This window comes from Streptoalloteichus hindustanus, from assembly GCF_900129375.1.
Lineage (GTDB): Bacteria > Actinomycetota > Actinomycetes > Mycobacteriales > Pseudonocardiaceae > Streptoalloteichus > Streptoalloteichus hindustanus.
The window spans coordinates 383,759-406,257 of sequence record NZ_FQVN01000006.1; the positions used below are offsets into that span (position 1 = coordinate 383,759).

Here is a 22,499-nt window from a genome sequence, read left to right on the forward strand (position 1 = left end):
CGGTGAGCGGGTGCGGTGGCGCCGGGGTGGCGGCCCGACCGGTCAGTGCCGGACCGGGGCCGGCATCAGCAGCGCGAGCACCAGGTAGAGCAGGAACTGGGGGCCGGGCAGCAGGCAGGACAGCACGAACGCCAGCCGCACCTTCCCCGGGCTCCAGCCGAAGTGCTGGGCGATGCCCCCGGCGACGCCCAACAGCACCCGGTCCTGCGAGCGGGTCATGCGGATCGCCATCTCGAACCTCCGTGGTCTTCTCTCGCCTGTCGGCGTCGGCGCGGGTTTCCCGCGACGCCGCCGGATGCGCGCCAAGCGCTCCCGGCGGTTCGTCGCGGGACCTGCCGTCGGTCACCCCCTGTGGCCCGACGAGATCCACGATCACCCGAGGGGCCGGCCGTCCGCGTCGCTCCGCGGTGCGGTTCGCAGGTCCGCCCGGGGCGGTACCCGGGCTCCGCCCACGGGCGGAGCCCGCCCGTCGGGCCTCCGGGTAGAGTGAGCTGGATCTCACCCTGCGCAACGCCCCCGGGCCCGGCGGCGTCTTGTCCGTTCGGGTGTCGCCGGAAGGGGGCCGTTGGAGTGGGTGACAGGTCGGCCTGGGCGCTGGGCGCCCTCGCCGTGGTTGCGGTGTCCGTGCTCGTCGCCTGCGGCTCGCCCGCCGACCCGGTGGCGGCGCCGAACAGCCCGGCGCCCCCGCAGCGGCAGAGCGCGGCGCCCGGCACGACGACCGCTCCGTCGGGTCCCGCCGTCCCCTCCTTCACCGCCCCCTATCCCGTAGGGGAGAAGCAGGCGAACGCCCCCGCCGGCCGGGACGGCAGGGCGCCGGTGGTCACCAGGATCGAGACCACCAAGCCGGTGGTCTTCATCACGATCGACGACGGCGCGGTCCGCGACCCGGCCGCGATCGACCTGGTCCGGCGCTCCAACGCGCGGCCCGTCCTGTTCCTGACCGACAAGTACGTCGAGAACGACCACGAGTACTTCCGCCAGCTCCGGGACGCGGGCGCGACGATCGAGAACCACACCATCAGCCACCCGGACCTCAAGGGACGGCCCTACGAGGCGCAGCGCAAGGAGATCTGCGGGGCCTCGGACAAGTACGGGCAGGCCTACGGGCGTCGACCGGTGTACTTCCGTCCGCCGTACGGGAAGTACGACGGGAACACGCTGCGCGCCGCCGCCGACTGCGGCGTGCGGGCGGTGGTCAACTGGACGGCGGCGGTCAACGACGGGGTCGTGCAGTTCCAGGTGGGCAACCGGCTTCGGCCGGGCGACATCGTGCTCATGCACTTCCGCAAGACCTTCGTCGCCGACTACCAGGCGTTCCTGCACCGGGCGGCGCAGGACGGCCTGACGCCGGTTCCGCTCGGCGACTTCCTCGGCTGATCCGCCGAACTCGTCCGACGACGGCGCGGCGCGGGACGCCGGCCGGGATGCGGCGACCGTGAGTGTCCACAGTGGACCTACGGTGACCGGTTGCCCCGGCGGGGAAGTCGGACGGTCGTGCTCCGTCCGCGTACCCCGCCGGCCGCGTCGGATCTTTCGCTAGGTTGGCAGGGACGTGTCCGGTCGGCGGACCGTCCCGGCAGCGTGGTCGTGGTCGTGGACCACCGGCCGTCGCCACATCCGAGGGGGAGAAGACAGCATGAGCGACTCCGAGCCCGGCAACGAGGTCCTGGCGGTCGAGGGCCGGTCCCTCATCCGCTTCCCCGAGATCAGCCCGCGGGCGTACGAGCACCCCGCCGACCGGGGCGCGCTGGCGACCGCCAGGGCGTTGCCGGGCTTCGACCAGGTGCTCAAGGCGATCTCGGGCGCGGTGGGCGAGCGCAGCGAGCGCCTGCTCGCGCTCGCCTCGTCGGTGCGGGTCTCCGAGCGGCAGTACCCGAAGCTGGACCGGCTGCGCCGGGAGTGCGCGGAGATCCTCGACCTCGACCCGGTGCCGGACGTGTTCGTGCAGCGCGACCCGCGCCCGAACGCCTACACCGTCGGGATGGACCAGCCCTTCGTCGTGCTCACCACCGGGTTGGTGGAGTTGCTGGACGACGAGGCGCTGCGCTTCGCCGTCGGCCACGAGATGGGCCACGCGCTGTCCGGCCACGCGCTCTACTACACGCTGCTGCGCCGGCTCGTGCAGATGGTCACCGGTCTGTCCTGGATGCCCGTGGGCTACTGGGGGATGCGCGCGGTCATCGCGGCGCTGACCGACTGGTACCGCAGGGCCGAGCTGTCGGCCGACCGGGCGGGCCTGCTCTGCGTGCAGGACCCCGGAGCGGCGCTGCGGGCCCACGTCCTGCTGTCCGGCGCCTCGCACGTGGACGAGATCGACACCGCCGCGTTCCTGCAGCAGGCCGCGGAGTACGACGCGGTCGAGTCGGTGTGGGACAGCGTGCTCAAGCTCGGCCACCTGGACGGCCTCGTCCACCCGCTGCCCGTGGTGCGGGCCGCCGACCTGCAGCGGTGGGCGGCGGGCGAGCAGTACCGGGCGATCCTGGCCGGCGACTACCCGCGGCGCGGCGAGGACCCGACCGCTACGTGGACGCAGGACGTGAAGGACGCGGCGCGCTCCTACAAGGACGCCCTGGCCACGTCGGCGGACCCGTTGGCGAAGGTGCTCAACGAGGTCGGCGAGACGTTGTCCGACGCGGCGAGCAAGGTCTGGCAGCGGTTCAACGGCCGCAACGGCGAGAACGGTGGGCAGCGCGACGGCGAGGACGCCGGGCGGCGCGACAGCAAGGAGTGAGGGCGCTCGCCAGCGTCGGTTTTCCTGCCGCTATAAGCGAATGACCTGGCCGCCCGGTGTGCTCCGTCGGAGACGACGGGTGCGCCGGGCGGCGTCACGTTCGCTGCCCGCCGCGCCGCGCCGCGGGCGACCACTCGGCCTACGTCTTCCGGCTCTGGCGCGACCCGTATTGGTTCGGTTGCACTGTGTCCACCCTTGATTCCCTGTGCAGACAGGGGAAACGGGGTGTGGCAACGAAGTGACAACTGAACAAAGGAGACAGCCATGGCGGGAACCCTGCGCCGCCTGGCCGCGCTCGCCGGCGCCCTCAGCGCGGCGGTCGCGGTCTTCCTCTCCTCCGGAGTGTCGGCGCTCGCCGCGGAGCGGTCCGACGTCACCCCCTTCATCGTCGGTGGAAGCCGTGTGAGCACCAGCACGTACCCGTGGGTCGTGCAGCTCACCACGGACAGCGGATTCCAGTTCTGCGGCGGCACCCTGGTGCGGCCGAACAAGGTCGTGACGGCCGCGCACTGCACCACGGGCGAGGCGCCGAGCGCGATCCGCGTCGTGGCCGGTCGCGACGACAAGCGGAGCTCGGCGGGCGAGGTCGCCGATGTGAGCGACATCTGGGTGCACCCCCGCTACGGCAGCCAGGCCGGCAACGACGTGTCGGTGCTGACCCTGGACCGGGAGCTGTCCTACACGCCGCTGCCCCTCGCGTCGCCGGAGGACACCGGACTCTACGAGCCGGGCACGAACGCGACGATCCTGGGCTGGGGCCTCACCAGGGAGGGCGGTTCACCGTCGCGCTACCTGCTGGGCGCCACCGTTCCGCTGGTGGCGGACCAGAAGTGCTCCTCGACCTACCCCCAGTACACCGCCCGCGGTGAGGTGTGCGCTGGCTTCCCGAGGGGCGGCACGGACACCTGCCAGGGCGACTCCGGCGGCCCGCTGGTGGCCGGTGGCAAGCTCATCGGCGTGACGTCGTGGGGCCAGGGCTGCGCCCGGGCCGGCAAGCCCGGCGTCTACGCCCGCGTGGCGGGCCACCACGCCGAACTGTCCGCCCAGCTCGACTCCTGAGTTCCCGAACCGGCGAACACGGCACGGCCCCGTCCACAGTGGACGGGGCCGTGCCGTGCCATGGGCGGGGATCAGGAGCTGCTGCAGCTCGCGACGGCGAACGGTCCCTCCGCGCTGGCGGTCCTCGGTTCCCTGCCCTCGGCCCTGATCGAGCACGTCACCGTGCCGCCCTCCGGGCCGGCGCTCACGGTCAGCGTCGCGCCCCTGGTCTCGCCCACGACGTCGACTTCCTTGCGCCACGGCAGTTTCGCGCCCTGTTCAGTCTGGGTGCTCGTGTTGCCCCCGCTCATCGTCGAGTAGCCGATCGTGACGCCGGTGGCCGTTCCCGTGACCTCGTAGGTCAGCCTCACCGGCTTCGGCCCGTCGTCGAGGACGTCGCGGAGCACGGCGTACCCGGCGACAGCGACGAGAACGACCAGGACGGCGAGCACCGGCCACAGGCGCCTCCCGCGCCCGGTCGGGGAAGCGCTCGCGGTGCCGTCGGATTGGGACGTGGACATGGTCATGCCTCTCTCATCGGATGTCACCGCTCGTCCGTGACGGCGCCGGATTCGGGTGTCTGCCACCGGGCTCGGTGGGGCCCGGCGCACCGGTGGGACCGGTCAGCGGACCGAGTCCAGCCATGTGTCCACTTCGGACAGAGCGTGCCGGCGGACCGGTTCGGCCGACAGGAAGAGGTCGTGCATCCCGCCCTCGATCGGCGTGGTCGTGACCCGGCGGCCGATCCTCGGCGCCCAGCGGGCGATCTGCGCGACGTCCAGCACGGTGTCGGCGCGCAGCACGTCGTCCTGCCACCGCTTCTCCCTGCGCCGCCGGGCGCTGCCCACGATGCTGCGCGCCGAGTGGAGGACGAGCACCGGGACCCGGACGTCCAGCCCGCGGTGCAGCCGGGCCTGGCCGCGGCGGATCGCCCGCAGCCAGCCCGCGCGCACCGGGAAGCCCTCGATCGGCTTCCACTCGGTGCGGAAGTCCCACTCGCCGTGGTGGTCGACGTGAATGCTCTGGCCGTAGACCGGGGAGAGGCCCTTCGGCAGCACCCAGGTCGGCCACAGCCCGCCGACGACGTCGACCAGCGCCGTGCCGACCGTGCGCGTGAGCCAGGGTTCGGCGAGGTCCAGCCACGGGCTGTTCAGCACGAGCGCGTCCAGCACGTCGTCGTGGCGGCGTTCGTGCGCCCACAGCGAGGCCACCAGCCCGCCGGTGGAGTGGCCGAGGAGGACCAGGCCGCGGTGCCCGTCCTCCTCGCGGATCACCCGCGCCGCGGTGTCGAGCTCCTCGAAGTACAGGCTCAGGTCGGTGACGTAGTTCGGCATCTCGCCCTGGCGCAGGGAGCGGCCGTGGGCCCGGAGGTCGACGGCGTAGAAGTCGAAGCCCCGCGCCGCGAAGTGGCGGGCCAGCTCGACCTGGAAGAAGTAGTCGACGAAGCCGTGCACGTGGAGCACGGCGCCCCTGGTCGCGCCCTCCGCCGCGGTGGCCGGGTGGCGGACCAGGGTCGCGGACGCCGGGTGGTCGGGCTCACCGCCCAACGGCAGCTCGCGGGTCTGGAACGGGTGACCAAGGATGTCGGGCGGCACGGCTCCAGTCTCCCCGTCCCCGGCTGGGGTCACCGTCCGCGCGGGGTCCGGACACCGGACCGGACTCGGAGCGCGTCGCCGTCCCGGCCGGCGCCAGCCGACGGGCGCGGTGAACACCGCCGGCGACCGGGGTCGATCGTCCGTCCGGATGATCGCCGTCACGGACGGGTGGACTGCTCCGCGCGCGCCCACACGGTGATCCGTTCTGCGTAACGTGCCGCTCGTTCCCCTCGCGTCCGGGAAGGAGAGCGCCATGCCGCGTGCCCGCCGTGGTCCACGCGCCCTGATCGGAACCCTGCTCGTCGCCGCGGTCGTCGCCAGCGCCACGGTGCTCGTCGGCGGGACGGGCACGCTCGCGGCGACACCGGAGGGGCGCGCCGGCGGCCCCGTTCTCCTCCCGCCGGCGGAGGGCGACCGGGTGCGGGTGTCCCGCTCGGGCCGGCGCCGGCCCGTCGAGCCGCTCGTGGTCGAGCCGTTCGTCGTCGGCGGTCAGCGGGCGAGCATCGCGGAGCACCCGTGGGTGGTCCACCTGACCACGAGCAACGGCTACCAGTACTGCGGCGGGGCGATCGTGGCGCCGAACAAGGTGCTCACGGCGGCGCACTGCGTGGCCCGCCGGGCCCTGTCCGATCTGCGGGTGATCGCCGGCCGGGAGGACAAGCAGTCCGCCGAGGGCGTCGTCGCCGGCGTGGCGAGCGCCTGGGTGCACCCGTCGTTCCAGTCGACGAACCGGGGTGACGACGTCGCCGTGGTCACGCTCGACCGGACGGTCCCCTACCCGGCGGTGGCGGTGGCCGGCGCGGCCGACGCCGCGCTCTACCAGCCGGGGGCCGAGGCCGCGGTGATCGGCTGGGGCGACACCGCCGAGGGCGGGCCGTCGTCGCGCTACCTCATGAAGGCGGTCGTGCCGGTCATGCCCGACGGGGACTGCTCCAGCGCGTTCCCCGAGTACGACGCGGGCCGCATGCTCTGCGCGGGCTATCCGGAGGGCCGCATCGACGCGTGCCAGGGCGACTCCGGCGGGCCGCTCGTGGCCGGTGGCAAGGTGATCGGCCTGGTGTCGACGGGGGAGGGCTGCGCGCGCGCCGGGAAACCGGGGATCTACACGCGGGTCGCCGTCTACGAGGACCTGGTGCGGCCGCGGATCTGACGCCGGCGTCTCGCGCTCGCGTGATCACGGAAGGGAATCGTCGCTTCGTCTCGTCATCGGGGGATTCGCGGGGGAAACCACTTTCTCCTCTGTCGCGCGGCTCCTGATGTCGGGACCTCTCGAAATATTGATCACCGCCGGATCACCTTGCGCGGCGCGGAAAACGAGAAGTCGGGCGTCGTCATCGCCGTGCGCGGCACGGTAAGCCGACCAGACTCGGTCTGACAGGAGTGACTGTCCCGGCCGTCCTGGTCACCTGACCTGTCACGACGTTCGTGGGCCTCGGGAGCACGAACGGGCGGCTCGGGGAACACGCGACGCGGCGTGTCGGCGAGTTGACCTTTCCGGGTGGTTCCCGCGTCACACGTGGGGGTCGAGTTCTGGATCTCGGTTTGTGCCTGATCCCCGCCGCTGTTCCCGTGGAGGGGCACCGGAATCGTCGGGAGCGGAAGGGAGACCGAGATGGGGAACACCGCGCGTCGTCGGGGCGGACCGCGTCGGATGGTCAGGTGGGTGTGGAGCACGGCGGCGGCCGTGGTCGTCGCGGCCTTGTCGGTGGTGCCGGCCACCGCGCCGGCGTCGGCGAGCGACGGCCCCGACGGGCGGGTCGTCAACGGCCAACCCGTTTCGATCGAGGACTTCCCGTGGATGGTGGCGGTGGCCACCCCGTCCGGACAACCGTTCTGCGGCGGGGCCGTCGTCGCGCCGCAGAAGGTGCTCACCGCGGCCCACTGCGCGGAGAAGGCGAAGGCCAACGACCTGCGGGTGATCGCCGGCCGGACCGACCTGCAGTCCGAGGGCGGCATCGTCGCCAAGGTGGTGCGCACCTGGTCGCACCCGAAGTTCCACGACCCCACGCCCTACTCCAACGACGTCGCCGTGCTGACCGTCGACCAGGACCTGTCGCAGTCCGCGCTCCGGATGCCGACCAGGGACCGGGACCGCCGGCTCTACGACGCCGGCCGCAAGGGCGTCATCCTCGGGTGGGGCCGCACCAGCGAGGGCGGCGACGCCTCACCCCGGCAGCTCATGGGCGCGATGGTGTCGGTGCTGTCCGACCGGACGTGCGAGAAGGCGTACGGCGCGGAGTACCTGCCCGACCGCATGGTCTGCGCCGGGTACGAGCGCGGTGGCACCGACGCCTGCCAGGGCGACTCGGGCGGCCCGCTGGTGGTCGACAACCGGGTGATCGGGATCATCTCCTGGGGGACGGGGTGCGCCCGGCCCGGCAAGCCCGGCGTCTACGCGCGGGTGCTCACCTACTCGCGGCAGCTCAGCCAGGAAATCCAGCAGTAGCGGGTGGGGACGATGACCAGATCCCGACGCTGGCGGCTCCGGTCCACGCTGCTGCCGCTGGCCGTGCTGATGTCCCTGGTCCTGCCGGCCCTCTCGCCGGCGGGGGCGCACGCCCGGGCCGACGGGCGGATCATCGGCGGCACGCCCGTCGACATCGCCGACCACCCGTGGGTGGTCGCCCTGGTCGACACGACCACGAAGCGCGCGTTCTGCGCGGGGGCGCTGGTCGCGCCGGCGAAGGTGGTCACGGCGGGGCACTGCCTGCTCAACCGGGACCGGCGTCGGCTCCGCGTGGTGGCCGGCCGGACCGACCTGTTCGCGAAGGACACCGGGACCATCGCCCGCGTCGCCGGCGCCGCGGTGCACCCCGGTCTGCACACGCCGATGCCCTACGTGAACGACGTGGCGGTGTTGACGTTGGACGGGGCGTTGCCCTACGGAACGGTGCCGTGGGTGTCGCCGCGGGAGGACGAGACCTACGAACCGGGGACCACGGGCTGGGTGTTCGGGTGGGGGCGGACGGAGGAGTCCGGAACGGCCTCGCCGCGCCAGCTCAGGACGGTGTCGGTTCCGCTGTGGGACGGGGACGCCTGCGAGGCGGCGTACCCGGACCGGATCGACCAGTCGGCGATGGTCTGCGCCGGGACGGGCGGGTCCGACTCGTGCCAGGGCGACTCCGGCGGGCCGCTGGTCGTCGACGGTCGGCTCGTCGGCCTCGTCTCCTGGGGCACCGGGTGCGGGCGACCCGACCTGCCGGGCGTCTACACCCGGCTGGACCGGTACGCGACCTGGATCGACCGCGCGGTGCGCGCCGCGTGACGACGGATCGGCGGGGGTGGCACACGCCACCCCCGCCGATCCGTGTCCGGGTCACTGGAAGGCGAGCGCCACCGACATCGCGAGGAAGGCGGTCGCGCTGAGCGCCTCAAGCGCGTTGTGGACGGAGCGGCGCCGCAGCCGCGGGGCGATCCGGGACGCGGTGAGCACGAGCGCCAGCTCCCAGGTGGCGGCCAGCGCGGTGAACACGCCGCCGAGCAGGGCGAGCTGGGCGGTCGGGCTGCCCGCCGAGCCGATGAACTGGGGCAGGAAGGCCAGGCAGAACAACATCATCTTCGGGTTGGTGATGTTGCACAGGAAGCCCTGGCCGAAGCCGCCGCCGGTCGGCCCGTCGGCGCTGTCGGCGACGACGCCCTCGCGCCAGCCCCTGGCGAGCGCCCGCGCGGTGCTCAGCGCGAGGTAGCCGAGGTAGGCGGCGCCCAGCCAGCGCAGCCCGGTGAGGATCGCGGGGTGCTGGGCCAGCACGATGCCCAGCCCGGAGACGACCAGCGCGACCTGGACGAGTCCCGCGGTGTGGATGCCCAGCAGCGTGCGCAGACCCGCGTGCCGGCCGGCCCGGAGCGAGGTGCGCAGCAGCAGGAACGCGTCCAGCCCCGGGGTCAACACGAACACGACGGAGGCCAGCAGGAACGCCGGGAGCAAACCGAGGTCCAGCACGGCACACCCCTCCCTTCCACCGATCAGGAGCCGAACAAATCACTGTGAACTAGGCCACTTGCCTGGTGAATCTTCGGCTGATCACGAGACTAGCAGAAGGATTTACGGGTTCTTGAGAGATGTGAGCCAGATCTTGACGCCACTCCCGGGCGTGGGCCGGAGAAACTGCGGTCGGCGGGGGTCCCCGGCGGAGAATCCGTTGGTCCGATCCGCCTCGTCCCTGCCGCTGTCGGGTGTCGCCCTGGTATTCAGGGGGCGTGACCGCTCAGCCCCTCGCCACGACCGTGCACGTCGCCCGTCCCGACCAGCTCACCGTCCCGGTGCTGTACGCGCTGCTCAGGCTGCGCTCGGACGTGTTCGTGGTGGAGCAGGACTGCGTGTACCCGGACATGGACGGCCGTGACCTCGACCCCGAGGTGCTGCACCTGTGGGTCTCGCCCGCCGACGACCCCGAGGAGGTGCTGGCGTGCCTGCGGGTGCTGCCCGAGCCGGACGGCGGCACGCGCATCGGGCGCGTGGTGACGGCGAAGGCCGCGCGCGGGCGGGGGCTCGCCGGTGACCTGATGTCCGCGGCCCTCGCCGAGGTCGGCTCCGCGCCGTGCGTGCTCAGCGCGCAGACCTACGTCAGGGACTTCTACGCCTCGTTCGGGTTCGAGGCCGTCGGCGAGGAGTACCTGGAGGACGGCATTCCGCACGTCGACATGCGGCGCGCCGGGCGCTGAGCGTCGACGGCTGGGCGCGGGATCAGCTCAGCCAGCTCAGGATCACGCTCAGGCTGTCGGCCCAGTTGGCCGTGACGAGCTGGGCTGCGCCTTCCCGGTCGCCCTTCCGGATCGCCGCGAGGATGCCCCGGTGCTGCTCGTCGGAGCGCTCGCGGCGGCTCACCTCGCGCATGTAGGCGAGCTCGTAGCGCGAGAGGTTGGTGCGCAGGGTTCGCGTCAACGCGCTCAGGCGGGCGTTGTGGGCCGCGTCGACCAGACCGTCGTGGAAGGCGGTGTCGAGCTGCCAGCGCCGCACCGGGTCCTCGCTCCGGGCGAGGTCCTCGGCGAGCTCGGTGAGCGTCGGCAGGTCGACGCTGTCCAGCTCCGCCTCCCGCACGGCGAGGGCCTCCAGTGTGCCGAGGATCGGGTACAGCTCGGCGGCCTCGCGCCCGTCCAGTGGGCGCACCGCGAATCCCCTGGCCAACGCGGACTGGAGGACGCCCTCCGCCTCCAGCCGGAGCAGCGCCTCGCGGACGGGGGTGCGGGAGACGCCGAGCTGGCGGGTGAGGGTGGCCTCGGTGACCGGGCAGCCCGGCGCCAGCTCGCCCCGCGCGATCATGCCGGCGATGCGGGTGTAGACCGCCTCGCGGAGCGGCTCGGCGCGGGGGATCGGGGCCTCGACCATGGGCGGCATCGTATTCGATATACGAAGTGATCCACGACGGTGGCGACCCGGGTTCCACCGATCGTCAGGTGGTTTCCCCGGGCATGGGACGCCCGAGGGTGTCCTTCCTTCACTCTCGCGTCAAGCCTCGCGCTCCAGGTGTCGCGGCGGGCGGGGCCTGGGGTGAGGGTCGAGAGCCGAAGCCGTGGTAGGTATTTCGAATACGATAGGCGAGGGCTAGCCTGCCGTGCATGACGCAGAGCGCGCTGTCGCTGTCTCCCGAGCGCATCGAGCGGGCGGCACGGGAGATCGACCCCGTGTTCCGGAACACCCCGCAGTTCGCCGACGACCACCTCAACGCCGTCCTCGGCCGCGAGGTCGTGGTGAAGGTGGAGACGGTCAACCCGATCCGCTCCTTCAAGGGCAGGGGCGCCGACTTCTTCCTCCGCCAGCTCGGCCGGGTCCCCCAGGTCGTGTGCGCCTCGGCCGGCAACTTCGGCCAGGGCCTGGCCTACGCCGGCCGCGCGCTCGGCGTCGACGTGCACGTGTTCAGCGCCGAACGCGCCAACCCGGACAAGGTCGCGCGCATGCGGTCCCTCGGCGCCAGGGTGACGCTGGGCGGCGCGGACTTCGACGAGGCGAAGGAGGCCGCGCGGGAGTACGCGGCCGGCCAAGCCGACCGGGTCTTCGTCGAGGACGGGCACGAACCCGGCATCGCCGAGGGCGCCGGCAGCATCGCCGTGGAGCTGCTGGGGAGCTCCCGCGAGTCCGCGCCGCCCGACACCGTGGTGGTCCCCCTCGGCAACGGCGCCCTCGTCGCCGGCGTTGCGCGGTGGATCAGGGAGGTCGCGCCGGCGACCAGGGTGGTGGCGGTGTGCGCCGCCGGCGCGCCGTCCATGGAGCTGAGCTGGCGAGCCGGTGAGCCCGTGCCGACGGAGCGGGTCGACACCATCGCGGACGGGATCGACGTCCGGGTCCCGGTCCCGGCGGCCGTGGCGTGGGCGCGCGAGCTGGTCGACGACGTCGTGCTCGTCGACGACGACGAGATGCTGGCGATGGTCCGCGTCGTGCGCGACACCCTCGGCCTGCTGGTCGAGCCGGCGGCGGCGAGCGGCCTGGCGGCGATCCGGCGGCACGACATCCCCGGCGACCGGCTGGCGACCGTGCTCACCGGGGGCAACGTCTCCGCCCAGGTCCTGGCGCGGCTCGGCTGATCAGCGCCGGCTCGCCGCGCGGAGCCACGCCAGGAGGGCGGCGCGCCCGAGGCTCTCCGGATCGGCTCCGAGGGCGTCGAGGGTGAGCGCCTGCCGGGTGGCGTGCGGCAGCGCGGCGGCCCAGCGCTCGGCCACCTCGGCCGGGTGGACGGGATCGTCGACGCAGTACGCCACTCCGGCGGGGGCGGTGATCCGACGCAGGTCGTCGGCCCCGGGGGCGGGGTGGCGCGCGGCCGCGCGCAGCGAGTCGGCCAGGCCGGAGCCGTGCCACCGCCAGGAGCGGGTCAGCTCGGCGGCCAGCCAGTCGGGCACGCCGTCGGTGGCGGCCCGCAGCGCGGCCTCCACGCCGAGCCGGTCGACGGCCTCCGCGCTGGCCAACGCGGCCAGGGCCGCCGGCGCGGTGCCGACGCCGTCGACGCCGTGGGTCCCGTCGGCCCTGCCGGCCCCGTCGGTCGCCCCGGTGGCGAGCCCGAACCAGCCGGGCAGGGCCAGGAGGAGGCCGGCGCACCGCTCCGGCCGCCGTGCGGCCCACTCGGCGGCCAGGTGCGCGCCCAGCGACACGCCGCCGACGACCACCGGGCGCCCGGCCTCCTCGGCGGCGGCGTCCAACGCGGCCAGGTGGTGGTCGACCAGGCGCGGCCCCGGCCGCGGCGGCACCGCGACGAGCCGGAACCCCCACGCGGCCAGCGGCCCGGCGAACGCCGCCCGCACGAACTCCGCGTCCGAGCCCGTGCCCGGAAGGATCACCGCCACCGGGCCCAGTGATCGACTCACCCACTCCATCCACTGATCATCTCCTGGAGCGACGCGTCCGCGCCCCGCTCATGGTTACGCTGGCGAGTGGACGGCTCGTCCGGGACGGCGGGCCCCGAGGCGCACAGGAGCGCGAGATGACGGGCAACGGAGGCGGCTACTGGCGCCGCCTCGTACGTCGGCTCACCAGCGACGTGACCGAGCTGGACGCCGACGACCTCTCCCGGCGGGTGGAGGCGGTGGGCGCGTGTCGCGCCGTCGACTGCCGGTCGGGCGAGGAGGCGACCGTACTCGGTCGGCTACGGAGTGTGGAACACTGTCCGCGCGACGCGGTCGCGACGCTGGAGGCGGAGCTGTACGACGGCACCGAAGGCGTCACGCTGGTCTGGTTGGGCCGGCGCCGCATTCCCGGTATCGAGCCGGGACGCACGATCAAGGCTCGGGGCCGCATCGCCGTCAGGGACGGCCGCAAGGTCCTCTACAACCCCTACTACGAGCTGCAGACGACCAACTCATGACCGAACCCACCGCCCATCGCGCCGCGGAGGACGCCGCCGTCCCCGCCGCCGCGGCACCGCTCCCCGGGAGGGACATGGCCCAGGACAGCGTGCGGGACCCGGAGCGGGAGCCCGCCCCGGACGCCGAGCGGCAGCAGACCATGCTGGAGATGATGGGCGGGGTCCACGGACTGGTCTACTCGTCGGTCCCCGTCCTGGTGTTCATCCTGGTCAACGTGTTGACCGGGTTGACCCCCGCGATCTGGTCGGCGCTGGGCGTCGCGGTCGCCATCGCGGTGTGGCGGGTGATCCGCAGGGAGCCGGTGCAGCCGGCGATCTCCGGCCTGTTCGGGGTGGGCATCGCCGCGTTCATCGCGCACCGCACCGGCTCGGCCAAGGGGTTCTTCCTGTTCGGGATCTGGGTGAGCCTGGTCTACGGCGGGGTCTTCCTGGTCTCGGCGCTGGTCCGGTGGCCGCTGGTGGGCGTGGTGTGGTCGGCGCTCAACGGCACCGGGTTCGGCTGGCGCTCCGACCGCCGCGTCCGGCTGGCCTACGACCTCGCCACGCTGGCGTGGGTGGTCGTCTTCGGCGCCCGGTACGTGGTGCAGCAGTGGCTCTACGACAACGACCTGACCGGCTGGCTGGCCGCGGCCCGGCTCGGGATGGGCTGGCCCCTGACCGGTCTGGCGTTGCTGGTCACGGTCTGGGCGGTGCGCAGGGACACCCAGCGGGTCGCGCGGGAGAACGGCGAGGCCGGGAACCAGGCGGGCAGCGACGCGACCAGTACCGAGGGCGCCGCGGGCGCCAAGGGAGTGGTGAACCCGGGGACCGGCCCGGAGCAGACGACGTCCGCGTCCTCACCGTCCTGACGGCCGTCCCCGGCGATGCGGGCCGGACGACGCCCGCTCCCCGAACGGCACGCGGAGACAGAAACAGGACAGACGACGGGTGCCCCTGGTCGAGGAGATCTCTCCGCGACCAGGGGCACCGGTTCGTTCGGGGTCGGGCGGCCGGCCGGCTCAGCCGTCGAGCGCCGCCCTGATCTGCTGCTCGACGTTGATGGCGGCCACGAACAGCAACTCGTCGCCGGCCTCCAGCGGGTCGTCCGGCTGCGGCACGATGACCCGGCCGCCGCGCAGGATGGTCACCAGCGCGGCGTCCTGCGGCAGGTCCAGCCGGCCCACCGGCCGACCGGCCAGCGGCGTGTCCTCCGGCAGGGTGACCTCCACCAGGTTGGCCTGGCCCTGCCGCAGCGTCAGCAGGCGCACCAGGTCGCCGACGCTGACCGCCTCCTCGACCATCGCCGCGAGCATGCGCGGCGTCGAGACGGCCACGTCCACGCCCCACGCCTCGGTGAACAGCCACTCGTTGCGCGGGTCGTTGACCCGGGCGACCACCCGGCGCACCGCGAACTCGGTCTTGGCCAGCAGCGCGACCACCAGGTTCACCTTGTCGTCGCCGGTGGCGGCGATGACCACGTCGCACAGCTCCATGCCGGCCTCCTCCAGGGAGGACAGCTCGCAGGCGTCGGCGTGCACCCACTCGGCCTGCTCGACGCTGTGCGGGTCGAACTGCGCCCGGTCCCGCTCGATGAGCATGACCTGGTGGCCGGCGGTCAGGAGCTCCTGGGCGATCGAGCGGCCGACCGCGCCGGCCCCGGCGATGGCGACGCGCATCAGTGGGACTCCTCGGGGGGCTGCGCGGCGGCGCCGCAGACGACGGTGACGGTGCCGGACAGGGCCGCGACGTAGACGTCGTCGTCGGCCTGCACCACGGTGTCCGCCGTGGGCAGCACCCCGGTGCCGAACCGCATGATGAACGCCACGCGGCAGCCGGTGGTCTCCTCGACCTCGGCCACCCGCCGCCCGACCCAGTCCTCGTGCAGCGGCAGCGGCAGCACCGCCACCGTCCCGGACGGGTCGCGCCACGCGGTGGCCACGCCCTCGGGCAGCAGCATCCGCATGAGGCGGTCGGTGGTCCACGGCACGGTGGCGACGGTGGGGATGCCCAGCCGCTCGTACACCGCCGCCCGCTTGGCGTCGTAGATGCGGGCGACCACGTGCTGGACCCCGAAGGTCTCCCTGGCCACCCTGGCGGAGATGATGTTGGAGTTGTCCCCGTTGGAGACGGCGGCGAACGCGCCGGCGCGCTCGATGCCGGCCTCGACGAGCACCTGCCGGTCGAAGCCGATCCCGACCACCTGCTGGCCGTGGAACTCACCGCCCAGGCGGCGGAACGCCTGGGAATCCTTGTCGATCACGGCCACGGTATGTCCGAGCCGCTCCAGGGCCGTGGCCAGCGATGACCCCACGCGACCGCAGCCCATGATCACGACGTGCACGACGTGCCCCTCCTCGATGACGTGGGCTGTGGCAACTTACCCGCCGGCGAGTCCGCCGTCATGGCGGGTACCCCGGTGTGCTCGGGAGCACGCCGTCGGGCGTTGATGCGCCAACAAGGTGATAGAAGCGCATACGCTACGCCCCGTGTCGAAGTTCGCTACCGCGGCGAAACGCATCCTCGTCGGACGGCCCTTCCGGAGCGACAGACTGTCGCACACCCTGCTGTCGAAGCGGATCGCGCTCCCGGTGTTCGCCTCGGACGCGATGTCCTCCGTCGCCTACGCGCCGGAGGAGATCTTCCTCGTGCTGTCCCTGGCGGGGCTGTCGGCGTTCGCCTTCGCGCCGTGGGTCGGTCTGGTCATCGTCGTCGTCATGCTGGCGGTCGTCGCCAGCTACCGGCAGAACGTGCACGCCTACCCGTCAGGGGGCGGCGACTACGAGGTGGCCACGGTCAACCTCGGCAAGTCCGCCGGCCTCACCGTCGCCAGCGCGCTGCTGGTCGACTACGTGCTCACCGTGGCCGTGTCGATCTCCTCGGCGATGGCCAACATCGGCTCCACGATCCCGTTCGTCGCCGAGCACAAGGTGCAGTTCGCGGTGGTGGCGATCGCCCTGCTCACCGCGGCCAACCTGCGCGGCATCCGGGAGTCGGGCTCGGCCTTCGCGGTGCCCACCTACGCGTTCATGGTCGCCATCATCGGCATGATCCTGTTCGGCCTGTTCCGGGCGTTCGTGCTGGGTGACGAGATGCGCGCGGAGAGCGCGGGCCTGGAGCTGCGGCCGGAGGGCGACCACCTGGCCGGCCTCGCCTTCGTCTTCCTCCTGCTGCGCGCGTTCTCCCAGGGCTGCGCCGCGCTGACCGGCGTCGAGGCGATCAGCAACGGCGTCCCGGCGTTCCGCAAGCCCAAGTCCCGCAACGCGGCGACCACGCTGCTGATGATGGGCCTGATCGCGGTGACCATGCTGATGGGCCTGATCATGCTGGCCCAGGTCACCGGCGTGAAGATGGCCGAGGACCCGGCCCACCAGCTCGTCAACGCGCCCCAGGGCTACGAGCAGAAGACCATGGTCGTGCAGCTCGCCGGCGCCGTGTTCGACCACTTCCCGGCCGGCCTGTACTTCGTCACCGGCGCCACCGCGCTGATCCTGGTGCTGGCCGCGAACACCGCCTTCAACGGCTTCCCGGTGCTGGGCTCGATCCTGGCCCAGGACCGCTACCTGCCCCGCCAGCTGCACACCAGGGGCGACCGGCTGGCCTTCTCCAACGGCATCCTGTTCCTGGCCGGGTTCGCGATCCTGCTGGTCATCGCCTTCGACGCCGAGGTGTCGCGGCTGATCCAGCTCTACGTCGTCGGCGTGTTCGTGTCGTTCACCATGAGCCAGACCGGCATGATCCGGCACTGGAACCGGCTGCTGCGCACCGAGACCGACGCGTCGGCCCGCCGCCGGATGCGCCGCTCGCAGGCGATCAACGCCTTCGGCCTGTTCATGACCGGGTCGGTGCTGGTCATCGTGCTGATCACCAAGTTCACCAAGGGCGCGTGGATCGCGCTGGCCGCGATGGCCGCCATCTACGCCCTGATGACGGCCATCCGCCGGCACTACGACCGGGTGGCCAGGGAGCTGGAGATGGAGGAGCGGGCCGCGGTGCTGCCGTCCCGCAACCACTCCATCGTGCTGGTCTCCAAGCTGCACATGCCGACCCTGCGGGCGATCGCCTACGCCAGGGCGACCCGGCCGGACGTGCTGGAGGCCGTCACGGTCAACGTCGACGACGCGGACACCCGCGCCCTGGTGCGGGAGTGGGAGAAGCAGGACATCCCGGTCGCGTTGAAGGTCGTGGAGTCGCCGTACCGGGAGATCACCAAGCCGGTGCTGGACTACGTCCGGCGGGTGCGCAGCAACAACCCGCGGGACGTCGTGACGGTGTTCATCCCCGAGTACGTGGTGGGCCGCTGGTGGGAGCAGCTGCTGCACAACCAGAGCGCGTTGCGGCTCAAGGGCCGCCTGCTGTTCCAGCCGGGCGTGATGGTCACCAGCGTGCCGTGGCAGCTCGCGTCGTCGGCGCGCGTGCACGAGAAGGAGGTGCACGCTCCGGGGTCGGTGCGGCGTGGCCTGGAGGCCGTGGAGACCGAGCGCGCGCGGACGGGCGGCAAGCCGTGACCGGACGACCTTCCCCGGGTGACCGGGTCGACGCGCACGGGCCGGCGGGCGAAGCCGCGACCTCGGCTTCGGCCTCGCCCGCCGGCGAGCGGCGCCGGGACCGGCCGGACTGGACGGGGCGGCGCCTGGAGCTGGAGGTGGGCGCCCCGGCGCACGGCGGGCACTGCGTGGCCCGGTTCGAGGGGCGGGTGGTGTTCGTCCGGCACGCGTTGCCGGGGGAGCGGGTGCTCGCCGAGGTCACCGAGGACCACGGCGGGTCCTTCTGCCGGGCCGACGCCGTCCGGGTGGACGCCGCGTCGCCGGACCGGGTGCCGCAGCCCTGTCCCGTCGCCCGGCCGGGCAAGTGCGGTGGCTGCGACTGGCAGCACGCGACCGCCGACGCGCAGCGCCGGATCAAGGCCCAGGTGGTGGCCGAGCAGTTGCGGCGCATCGCCGACGTCGAGTGGCCGGTGGCGGTCGAGGCGCTGCCCGGCGGTCTGCTGGACTGGCGCAGCCGGGTGCGGATGGCGGTGGACCCGGCCGGCCGGCCGGGCTTCCGCCAGCACCGGGGGCACGCGGTCGTGCCGGTCGAGCACTGCCCGATCGCCGTGCCCGGCGCGGTCGAGGCGGTCGCCGACCGGCGCTGGCGGCGCGACCTGGAGCTGGAGATCGTCGCCGACGACGCCGGCGAGGTGCACGTCAGCGAGCTGCGGCCGGACCGGCCGGCGCGGCTGGTCGCCGGCGGCGGCGTGGTGGTGGAGCGGGCCGTCGGCCGAGAGTGGCGGCTCTCGCCCGGGGTGTTCTGGCAGGTCCACCCGGCGGCGGCCGACGCGCTGGCCGACACCGTGCGGGAGTGGGCGCAGGCCCCGGCGGGCGGCCTGGCGTGGGACCTCTACGGCGGTGTCGGGCTGTTCGCCGCCGTGCTGGCCGAGCAGGTCGGCGCGGACGGCTCGGTGCTGGTGGTCGAGTCGGCGCGGCGTTCGGTGTCGGACGGGATCGCCAACCTGGGCGACCTGCCGCAGGTGCGGTGGGAGGTGGGCCGGGTCGAGCGCGTGCTGGGCTCGCCGGAGCTGGCCGACGAGCGGCCGGACGTCGTGGTGCTGGACCCGCCCCGCAAGGGCGCCGGCCGCGCGGTCGTGGACGCGATCGCCGACCGGGACCCGGAGCGGGTCGTGCACGTGGCGTGCGACCCGGCGGCGCTGGCCAGGGACGTCGGCCTGTTCCTCGACCAGGGCTACACCCTGGCCGGGTTGCGGGCGTTCGACGCGTTCCCGATGACCCACCACGTGGAGTGCGTGGCCCTGCTGACCCGGTGATGGGCCGCTGACCGTGAGGGGCGGACCGGGGAGGTCAGGCAAGCCGAGCGCTCAGGTCATGGGTGGGCGTGCCGGGCGGCCCTAGCGTCGGCGCATGGGCGATGCGTTCATTCTGGACGCGGTGCGCACCCCGCGCGGCAAGGGCAAGCGCGGCGCGCTGCACAGCGTCAAACCCGTGGAACTGGCGGCGACCGCGTTGCGCGGGCTCGCCGAGTGCGCCGAGCTGGACACCAGCCTGGTCGACGACGTGGTGTGGGGCTGCGTGACCCCGGTGGGGGAGCAGGGCGGTGACATCGCCCGGGCCGCCGTGCTGCACGCCGGCTGGCACACGGACGCGCCGGGCGTGCAGGTGAACCGGTTCTGCGCGTCCGGGCTGGAGGCGGTGAACCTGGCGGCGGCGAAGGTCGCCGCCGGGTGGGAGGACCTCGTGGTCGCCGGCGGCGTGGAGTCGATGTCGCGGGTGCCCATGGGCTCCGACGGCGGCGCCTGGTACGGCGACCCCGAGCTGAACCTGGCAACCGGGTTCGTGCCGCAGGGCGTGTCGGCCGACCTGATCGCCACGATGGAGGGCTTCGGGCGGGCGGAGTTGGACGCCTACGCCGCGCGGTCGCACCGGCTGGCCGCCGAGGCGCGCGCCGCCGGCCGCTTCGACCGCTCGGTGGTGCCGGTGGTCGACCGGCTGGGCGTGGCGGTGCTGGCGGAGGACGAGGCGATCCGGCCGGAGACCTCGGTGGAGTCGCTGGCCGGCCTCGCGCCCAGCTTCGCCGGGGTCGGCGCGGCCGGCTTCGACGCCGTGGCCGTCGACCGGTACCCGGCGGTGGAGCGGATCGAGCACCGGCACACCGCGGGCAACTCGTCGGCGATCGTGGACGGGGCCGCCGCGATGCTGCTCGGCTCGGCCGCGGCGGCGGAGCGGGTCGGCCTGCGGCCCAGGGCCAGGGTGCTGGCCACCGCCGTCGTCGGCACCGAGCCGACGATCATGCTCACCGGGCCGGCCCCCGCGGCGCGGCGGGCGCTGGCCAGGGCCGGCATGTCCTTCGCCGACGTCGACCTGTTCGAGGTCAACGAGGCCTTCGCCGCCGTGGTGCTGAAGTTCCTCCGGGACACCGGGGTGCCCGAGGACCGGGTGAACGTCAACGGCGGCGCGATCGCGTTGGGCCACCCGCTGGGCGCGACCGGCTGCATGCTCGTCGGCACGCTGCTGGACGAGCTGGAGCGGCGGGATCTGGGCACGGGCCTGGTGACCCTGTGCGTGGGCGCCGGCATGGGCGTCGCGACCGTCGTCGAGCGGGTCTGAGGGGGCGGACGATGAACGAGATCATCCGGTGGGAGCGCGACGCGCGCGGTGTGGTCACGCTGACCATGGACGCGCCGGGCAGGTCGGCCAACACCCTGGACTCCGCGTTCCGCACGGCCTTCGCCGAGGTCGTGGACCGGCTGGAGGCGGAGCGGGACGACATCAGCGGCGTGGTCCTCACGTCGGCGAAGCGCACCTTCCTCGCCGGCGCCGACCTGACCGAGATGCTGGCGGTCGGCGAGGAGCACGTGCCCCGGCTGACCACCGAGCTGGACGGCTTCAAGACCCTGTTGCGGCGGCTGGAGACGCTGGGCCGGCCGGTGGTCGCCCTGGTCAACGGGTCCGCGCTGGGCGGCGGGTTCGAGCTGGCGCTGGCCTGCCACCGCCGCGTGTGCGTGGACGATCCCGGGCTCCGGGTCGGGCTGCCCGAGGTGATGCTCGGCCTGCTCCCCGCGGGCGGCGGTGTCACGAGGTACGTGCGGTTGCTCGGGCTGGCCGCGGCGCTGCCGTTGTTGTTGGAGGGCAAGCGCCTCCGGCCGGCCCGCGCGCTCGCGGCGGGGCTGGTGCACGAGCTGGCGCCCGACGCGGCGACCGGGTTGGAGCGCGCCAGGGAGTGGATCGCGGCCAACCCGGACGCGCGGCAGCCGTGGGACAGCCCGGGGTACGCCATCCCGGGCGGCGGGCTGAGCGATCCGGTGGTGCGGCAGGTGACCGCGGCGGCCCCCGCCATGCTCCGGAAGCGGACCCACGGCACCCTGCCGGCGCCCGAGCGCATCCTGTCGGCCGCCGTGGAGGGCATGGCGGTGGACGTCGAGACGGCGCAGCGCGTCGAGACGCGGTACTTCGCCGACCTCGTCACCGGGCAGGTCGCCAAGAACATGATCACCGCGTTCTGGTTCCAGCTCAACGAGGTCAACGCCGGTCGGTCGCGCCCGGACGGCGTCCCGGCGCGCGAGGCGCGGCGGGTGGGGGTGCTGGGCTCGGGGATGATGGGCGCCGGCATCGCCAGGGTCACCGCCGAGGCCGGCATCGAGGTCGTGCTCAAGGACGTCACCGCCGAGGTCGCGGCGGCCGGCCGGGACCGGATCGCGGCCGAGCTGGCGGCGGTCGTCGCCGCCGGCCGGTTGGCGGAAGCCGACCGGGACGCCGTGCTGGCCAGGATCACGCCCACCGGGTCGGACGCCGACCTGGCCGGCTGTGACCTGGTGATCGAGGCGGTGCCGGAGAACCGGGAGCTGAAGAACGCGGTGCTGGCCGCCGCGGAGGACGTGGTCACGGGGTCCCGTCCGGACGCGGTCGTCACGTCCAACACCTCGACCCTGCCGATCACCGGCCTGGCCGCGGCGCTCCGCCTGCCGGAGCGGTTCTGCGGCCTGCACTTCTTCTCCCCGGTCCCGAAGATGCCGCTGGTCGAGATCATCCGCGGCCGGGACAGCGGCGACGAGGCGCTGGCCACCGCCTTCGACTACGTGCGGCGGATCGGCAAGACGCCGATCGTGGTCAACGACGGCCGGGGCTTCTTCACCTCGCGCGTGTTCGGCACCTACGCCACCGAGGGCATCGCGATGGTGGCCGAGGGCGTGCTCCCGGCGCTGGTCGAGAACCAGGCCCGGCTCGCCGGGTTCCCGGTCGGCCCGCTGGCCGTCTCCGACGAGGTCTCGCTGTCGCTGATGTGGCACATCCGCGAGCAGACCGCCGCCGACCTCGCCCGCGAGGGCCGCGCGCTGCCCGACCACCCCGCTTTCCCGGTCGTCGACCTCATGGTCAACGAGCTGGGCCGGGCGGGGCGCGCCGCGAAGGCCGGGTTCTACGACTACCCCGCCGACGGGCCGAAGCGGCTGTGGCCGGAGCTCACGACGCGGTTCCACCGTCCGGAGCTGGAGGTCGACGCGCGGACGCTGCGGGACCGGCTACTGTTCGCGCAGGCGCTGGAAGCCGTGCGGTGCCTGGCGGACGGCGTGCTGACCTCGGTGGCGGACGCCAACATCGGCAGCATCATGGGCATCGGCTTCCCGCCCTGGACCGGGGGCGTGCTGCAGTTCGTCAACGGCTACGGGCTCCCCGCGTTCGTGGCCCGCGCCGACGAGCTGGCGGCGGCGCACGGCGACCGGTTCGCCGTGCCGGACCTGCTCCGGGAGCGGGCCGCCGAGGGCAGGCCGTTCTAGGTCTCGGTGCACCGGCACGACCTGACCGTCGAGCAGTGGCAGACCTTCCACACCGGGGCAGGACGAGTGGACGGCCACCGTCTTCGCCCCGGTCGTCTGTCGCG

General features: G+C 73.5%; 22 protein-coding genes. 14 read left to right on the forward strand and 8 right to left on the reverse strand.

Annotation, left to right across the window (positions count from 1 at the left end; translation table 11 throughout):
- Nucleotides 1-42 precede the first annotated feature (42 nt).
- Complete coding sequence (locus tag BUE43_RS20560; RefSeq protein WP_073485640.1) at nt 43-231, reverse strand: PspC domain-containing protein; 189 nt, start codon at nt 229-231, stop codon at nt 43-45.
- 339 nt (nt 232-570) lie between these two features.
- Between BUE43_RS20560 and BUE43_RS20565 the strand changes: the two genes are divergently transcribed.
- The 3 genes from BUE43_RS20565 (at nt 571) to BUE43_RS20575 (ending at nt 3,790) form a co-directional block, all read left to right on the forward strand.
- Nucleotides 571-1,377, forward strand: a complete 807-nt coding sequence (locus BUE43_RS20565; RefSeq protein WP_234995815.1) for a polysaccharide deacetylase family protein — start codon at nt 571-573, stop codon at nt 1,375-1,377.
- Between the two features lie 259 nt (nt 1,378-1,636).
- Nucleotides 1,637-2,731, forward strand: a complete 1,095-nt coding sequence (locus tag BUE43_RS20570; RefSeq protein WP_073485642.1) for a M48 family metallopeptidase — start codon at nt 1,637-1,639, stop codon at nt 2,729-2,731.
- Nucleotides 2,732-2,995: 264 nt separating this feature from the next.
- Nucleotides 2,996-3,790, forward strand: a complete 795-nt coding sequence (locus tag BUE43_RS20575; protein WP_073485644.1) for a S1 family peptidase — start codon at nt 2,996-2,998, stop codon at nt 3,788-3,790.
- 71 nt (nt 3,791-3,861) lie between these two features.
- Here BUE43_RS20575 and BUE43_RS20580 read toward each other — a convergent pair whose 3' ends face one another.
- Entirely contained in the window at nt 3,862-4,290 is a 429-nt protein-coding gene (locus BUE43_RS20580) for a hypothetical protein (protein ID WP_073486145.1), read from the reverse strand.
- Between the two features lie 102 nt (nt 4,291-4,392).
- Nucleotides 4,393-5,364, reverse strand: a complete 972-nt coding sequence (locus BUE43_RS20585) for an alpha/beta hydrolase (protein WP_234995816.1) — start codon at nt 5,362-5,364, stop codon at nt 4,393-4,395.
- Nucleotides 5,365-5,617: 253 nt separating this feature from the next.
- On the opposite strand from BUE43_RS20585, the gene BUE43_RS20590 reads away from it, so the two are divergent.
- The 3 genes from BUE43_RS20590 to BUE43_RS20600 all read left to right on the forward strand — a co-directional run bounded on the left by BUE43_RS20590 (nt 5,618) and on the right by BUE43_RS20600 (nt 8,629).
- Nucleotides 5,618-6,514 (forward strand): S1 family peptidase, encoded by an 897-nt coding sequence (locus tag BUE43_RS20590; RefSeq protein WP_073485647.1) that lies wholly within the window; start codon nt 5,618-5,620, stop codon nt 6,512-6,514.
- Nucleotides 6,515-6,976: 462 nt separating this feature from the next.
- Nucleotides 6,977-7,810: a S1 family serine peptidase gene (locus BUE43_RS20595; protein WP_083959875.1), complete on the forward strand. Its 834-nt coding sequence runs from the start codon at nt 6,977-6,979 to the stop codon at nt 7,808-7,810.
- A 12-nt stretch (nt 7,811-7,822) separates the two neighbouring features.
- Nucleotides 7,823-8,629: a S1 family serine peptidase gene (locus tag BUE43_RS20600; protein WP_073486148.1), complete on the forward strand. Its 807-nt coding sequence runs from the start codon at nt 7,823-7,825 to the stop codon at nt 8,627-8,629.
- A gap of 51 nt (nt 8,630-8,680) precedes the next feature.
- Here BUE43_RS20600 and BUE43_RS20605 read toward each other — a convergent pair whose 3' ends face one another.
- Nucleotides 8,681-9,304: a LysE family translocator gene (locus BUE43_RS20605; RefSeq protein ID WP_073485651.1), complete on the reverse strand. Its 624-nt coding sequence runs from the start codon at nt 9,302-9,304 to the stop codon at nt 8,681-8,683.
- Nucleotides 9,305-9,561: 257 nt separating this feature from the next.
- On the opposite strand from BUE43_RS20605, the gene BUE43_RS20610 reads away from it, so the two are divergent.
- A complete protein-coding gene (locus tag BUE43_RS20610; protein WP_083959876.1) occupies nt 9,562-10,026 on the forward strand; it encodes a GNAT family N-acetyltransferase in 465 nt (154 codons plus the stop codon).
- 22 nt (nt 10,027-10,048) lie between these two features.
- Here BUE43_RS20610 and BUE43_RS20615 read toward each other — a convergent pair whose 3' ends face one another.
- Nucleotides 10,049-10,690, reverse strand: a complete 642-nt coding sequence (locus BUE43_RS20615; RefSeq protein ID WP_200797606.1) for a GntR family transcriptional regulator — start codon at nt 10,688-10,690, stop codon at nt 10,049-10,051.
- A gap of 230 nt (nt 10,691-10,920) precedes the next feature.
- On the opposite strand from BUE43_RS20615, the gene BUE43_RS20620 reads away from it, so the two are divergent.
- On the forward strand, nt 10,921-11,883 hold the full coding sequence (locus tag BUE43_RS20620) for a threonine ammonia-lyase (protein WP_073485655.1): 963 nt from the start codon (nt 10,921-10,923) through the stop codon (nt 11,881-11,883).
- Here BUE43_RS20620 and BUE43_RS20625 read toward each other — a convergent pair whose 3' ends face one another.
- Nucleotides 11,884-12,657: an alpha/beta fold hydrolase gene (locus tag BUE43_RS20625; protein ID WP_234995817.1), complete on the reverse strand. Its 774-nt coding sequence runs from the start codon at nt 12,655-12,657 to the stop codon at nt 11,884-11,886. It abuts the gene before it with no gap.
- A 116-nt stretch (nt 12,658-12,773) separates the two neighbouring features.
- Between BUE43_RS20625 and BUE43_RS20630 the strand changes: the two genes are divergently transcribed.
- Nucleotides 12,774-13,154: an OB-fold nucleic acid binding domain-containing protein gene (locus tag BUE43_RS20630; RefSeq protein WP_073485660.1), complete on the forward strand. Its 381-nt coding sequence runs from the start codon at nt 12,774-12,776 to the stop codon at nt 13,152-13,154.
- Between the two features lie 74 nt (nt 13,155-13,228).
- Nucleotides 13,229-14,002 (forward strand): DUF3159 domain-containing protein, encoded by a 774-nt coding sequence (locus BUE43_RS20635; protein WP_234995834.1) that lies wholly within the window; start codon nt 13,229-13,231, stop codon nt 14,000-14,002.
- Nucleotides 14,003-14,152: 150 nt separating this feature from the next.
- On the opposite strand, the gene BUE43_RS20640 is transcribed toward BUE43_RS20635, so the two are convergent.
- Nucleotides 14,153-14,809 carry a potassium channel family protein gene (locus BUE43_RS20640; RefSeq protein ID WP_073485662.1) on the reverse strand — a complete coding sequence of 219 codons (657 nt, stop codon included), beginning with the start codon at nt 14,807-14,809 and terminating at the stop codon, nt 14,153-14,155.
- Nucleotides 14,809-15,474 carry a potassium channel family protein gene (locus BUE43_RS20645; protein WP_073485664.1) on the reverse strand — a complete coding sequence of 222 codons (666 nt, stop codon included), beginning with the start codon at nt 15,472-15,474 and terminating at the stop codon, nt 14,809-14,811. The genes BUE43_RS20640 and BUE43_RS20645 overlap by 1 nt, the downstream gene beginning before the upstream one ends.
- A gap of 145 nt (nt 15,475-15,619) precedes the next feature.
- Here BUE43_RS20645 and BUE43_RS20650 point away from each other — a divergent pair, with 145 nt between their 5' ends.
- From BUE43_RS20650 to BUE43_RS20665, 4 genes are all read left to right on the forward strand, one after another.
- A complete protein-coding gene (locus tag BUE43_RS20650; protein ID WP_073485666.1) occupies nt 15,620-17,638 on the forward strand; it encodes an APC family permease in 2,019 nt (672 codons plus the stop codon).
- A 125-nt stretch (nt 17,639-17,763) separates the two neighbouring features.
- Nucleotides 17,764-18,933: a class I SAM-dependent RNA methyltransferase gene (locus BUE43_RS20655; protein ID WP_073486150.1), complete on the forward strand. Its 1,170-nt coding sequence runs from the start codon at nt 17,764-17,766 to the stop codon at nt 18,931-18,933.
- A 94-nt stretch (nt 18,934-19,027) separates the two neighbouring features.
- The gene (locus tag BUE43_RS20660) at nt 19,028-20,230 is read left to right on the forward strand and encodes an acetyl-CoA C-acetyltransferase (RefSeq protein ID WP_073485669.1); all 1,203 of its coding nucleotides are present in this window, start codon (nt 19,028-19,030) and stop codon (nt 20,228-20,230) included.
- Between the two features lie 11 nt (nt 20,231-20,241).
- Entirely contained in the window at nt 20,242-22,395 is a 2,154-nt protein-coding gene (locus tag BUE43_RS20665) for a 3-hydroxyacyl-CoA dehydrogenase NAD-binding domain-containing protein (protein WP_073485671.1), read from the forward strand.
- Nucleotides 22,396-22,499 lie beyond the last annotated feature (104 nt).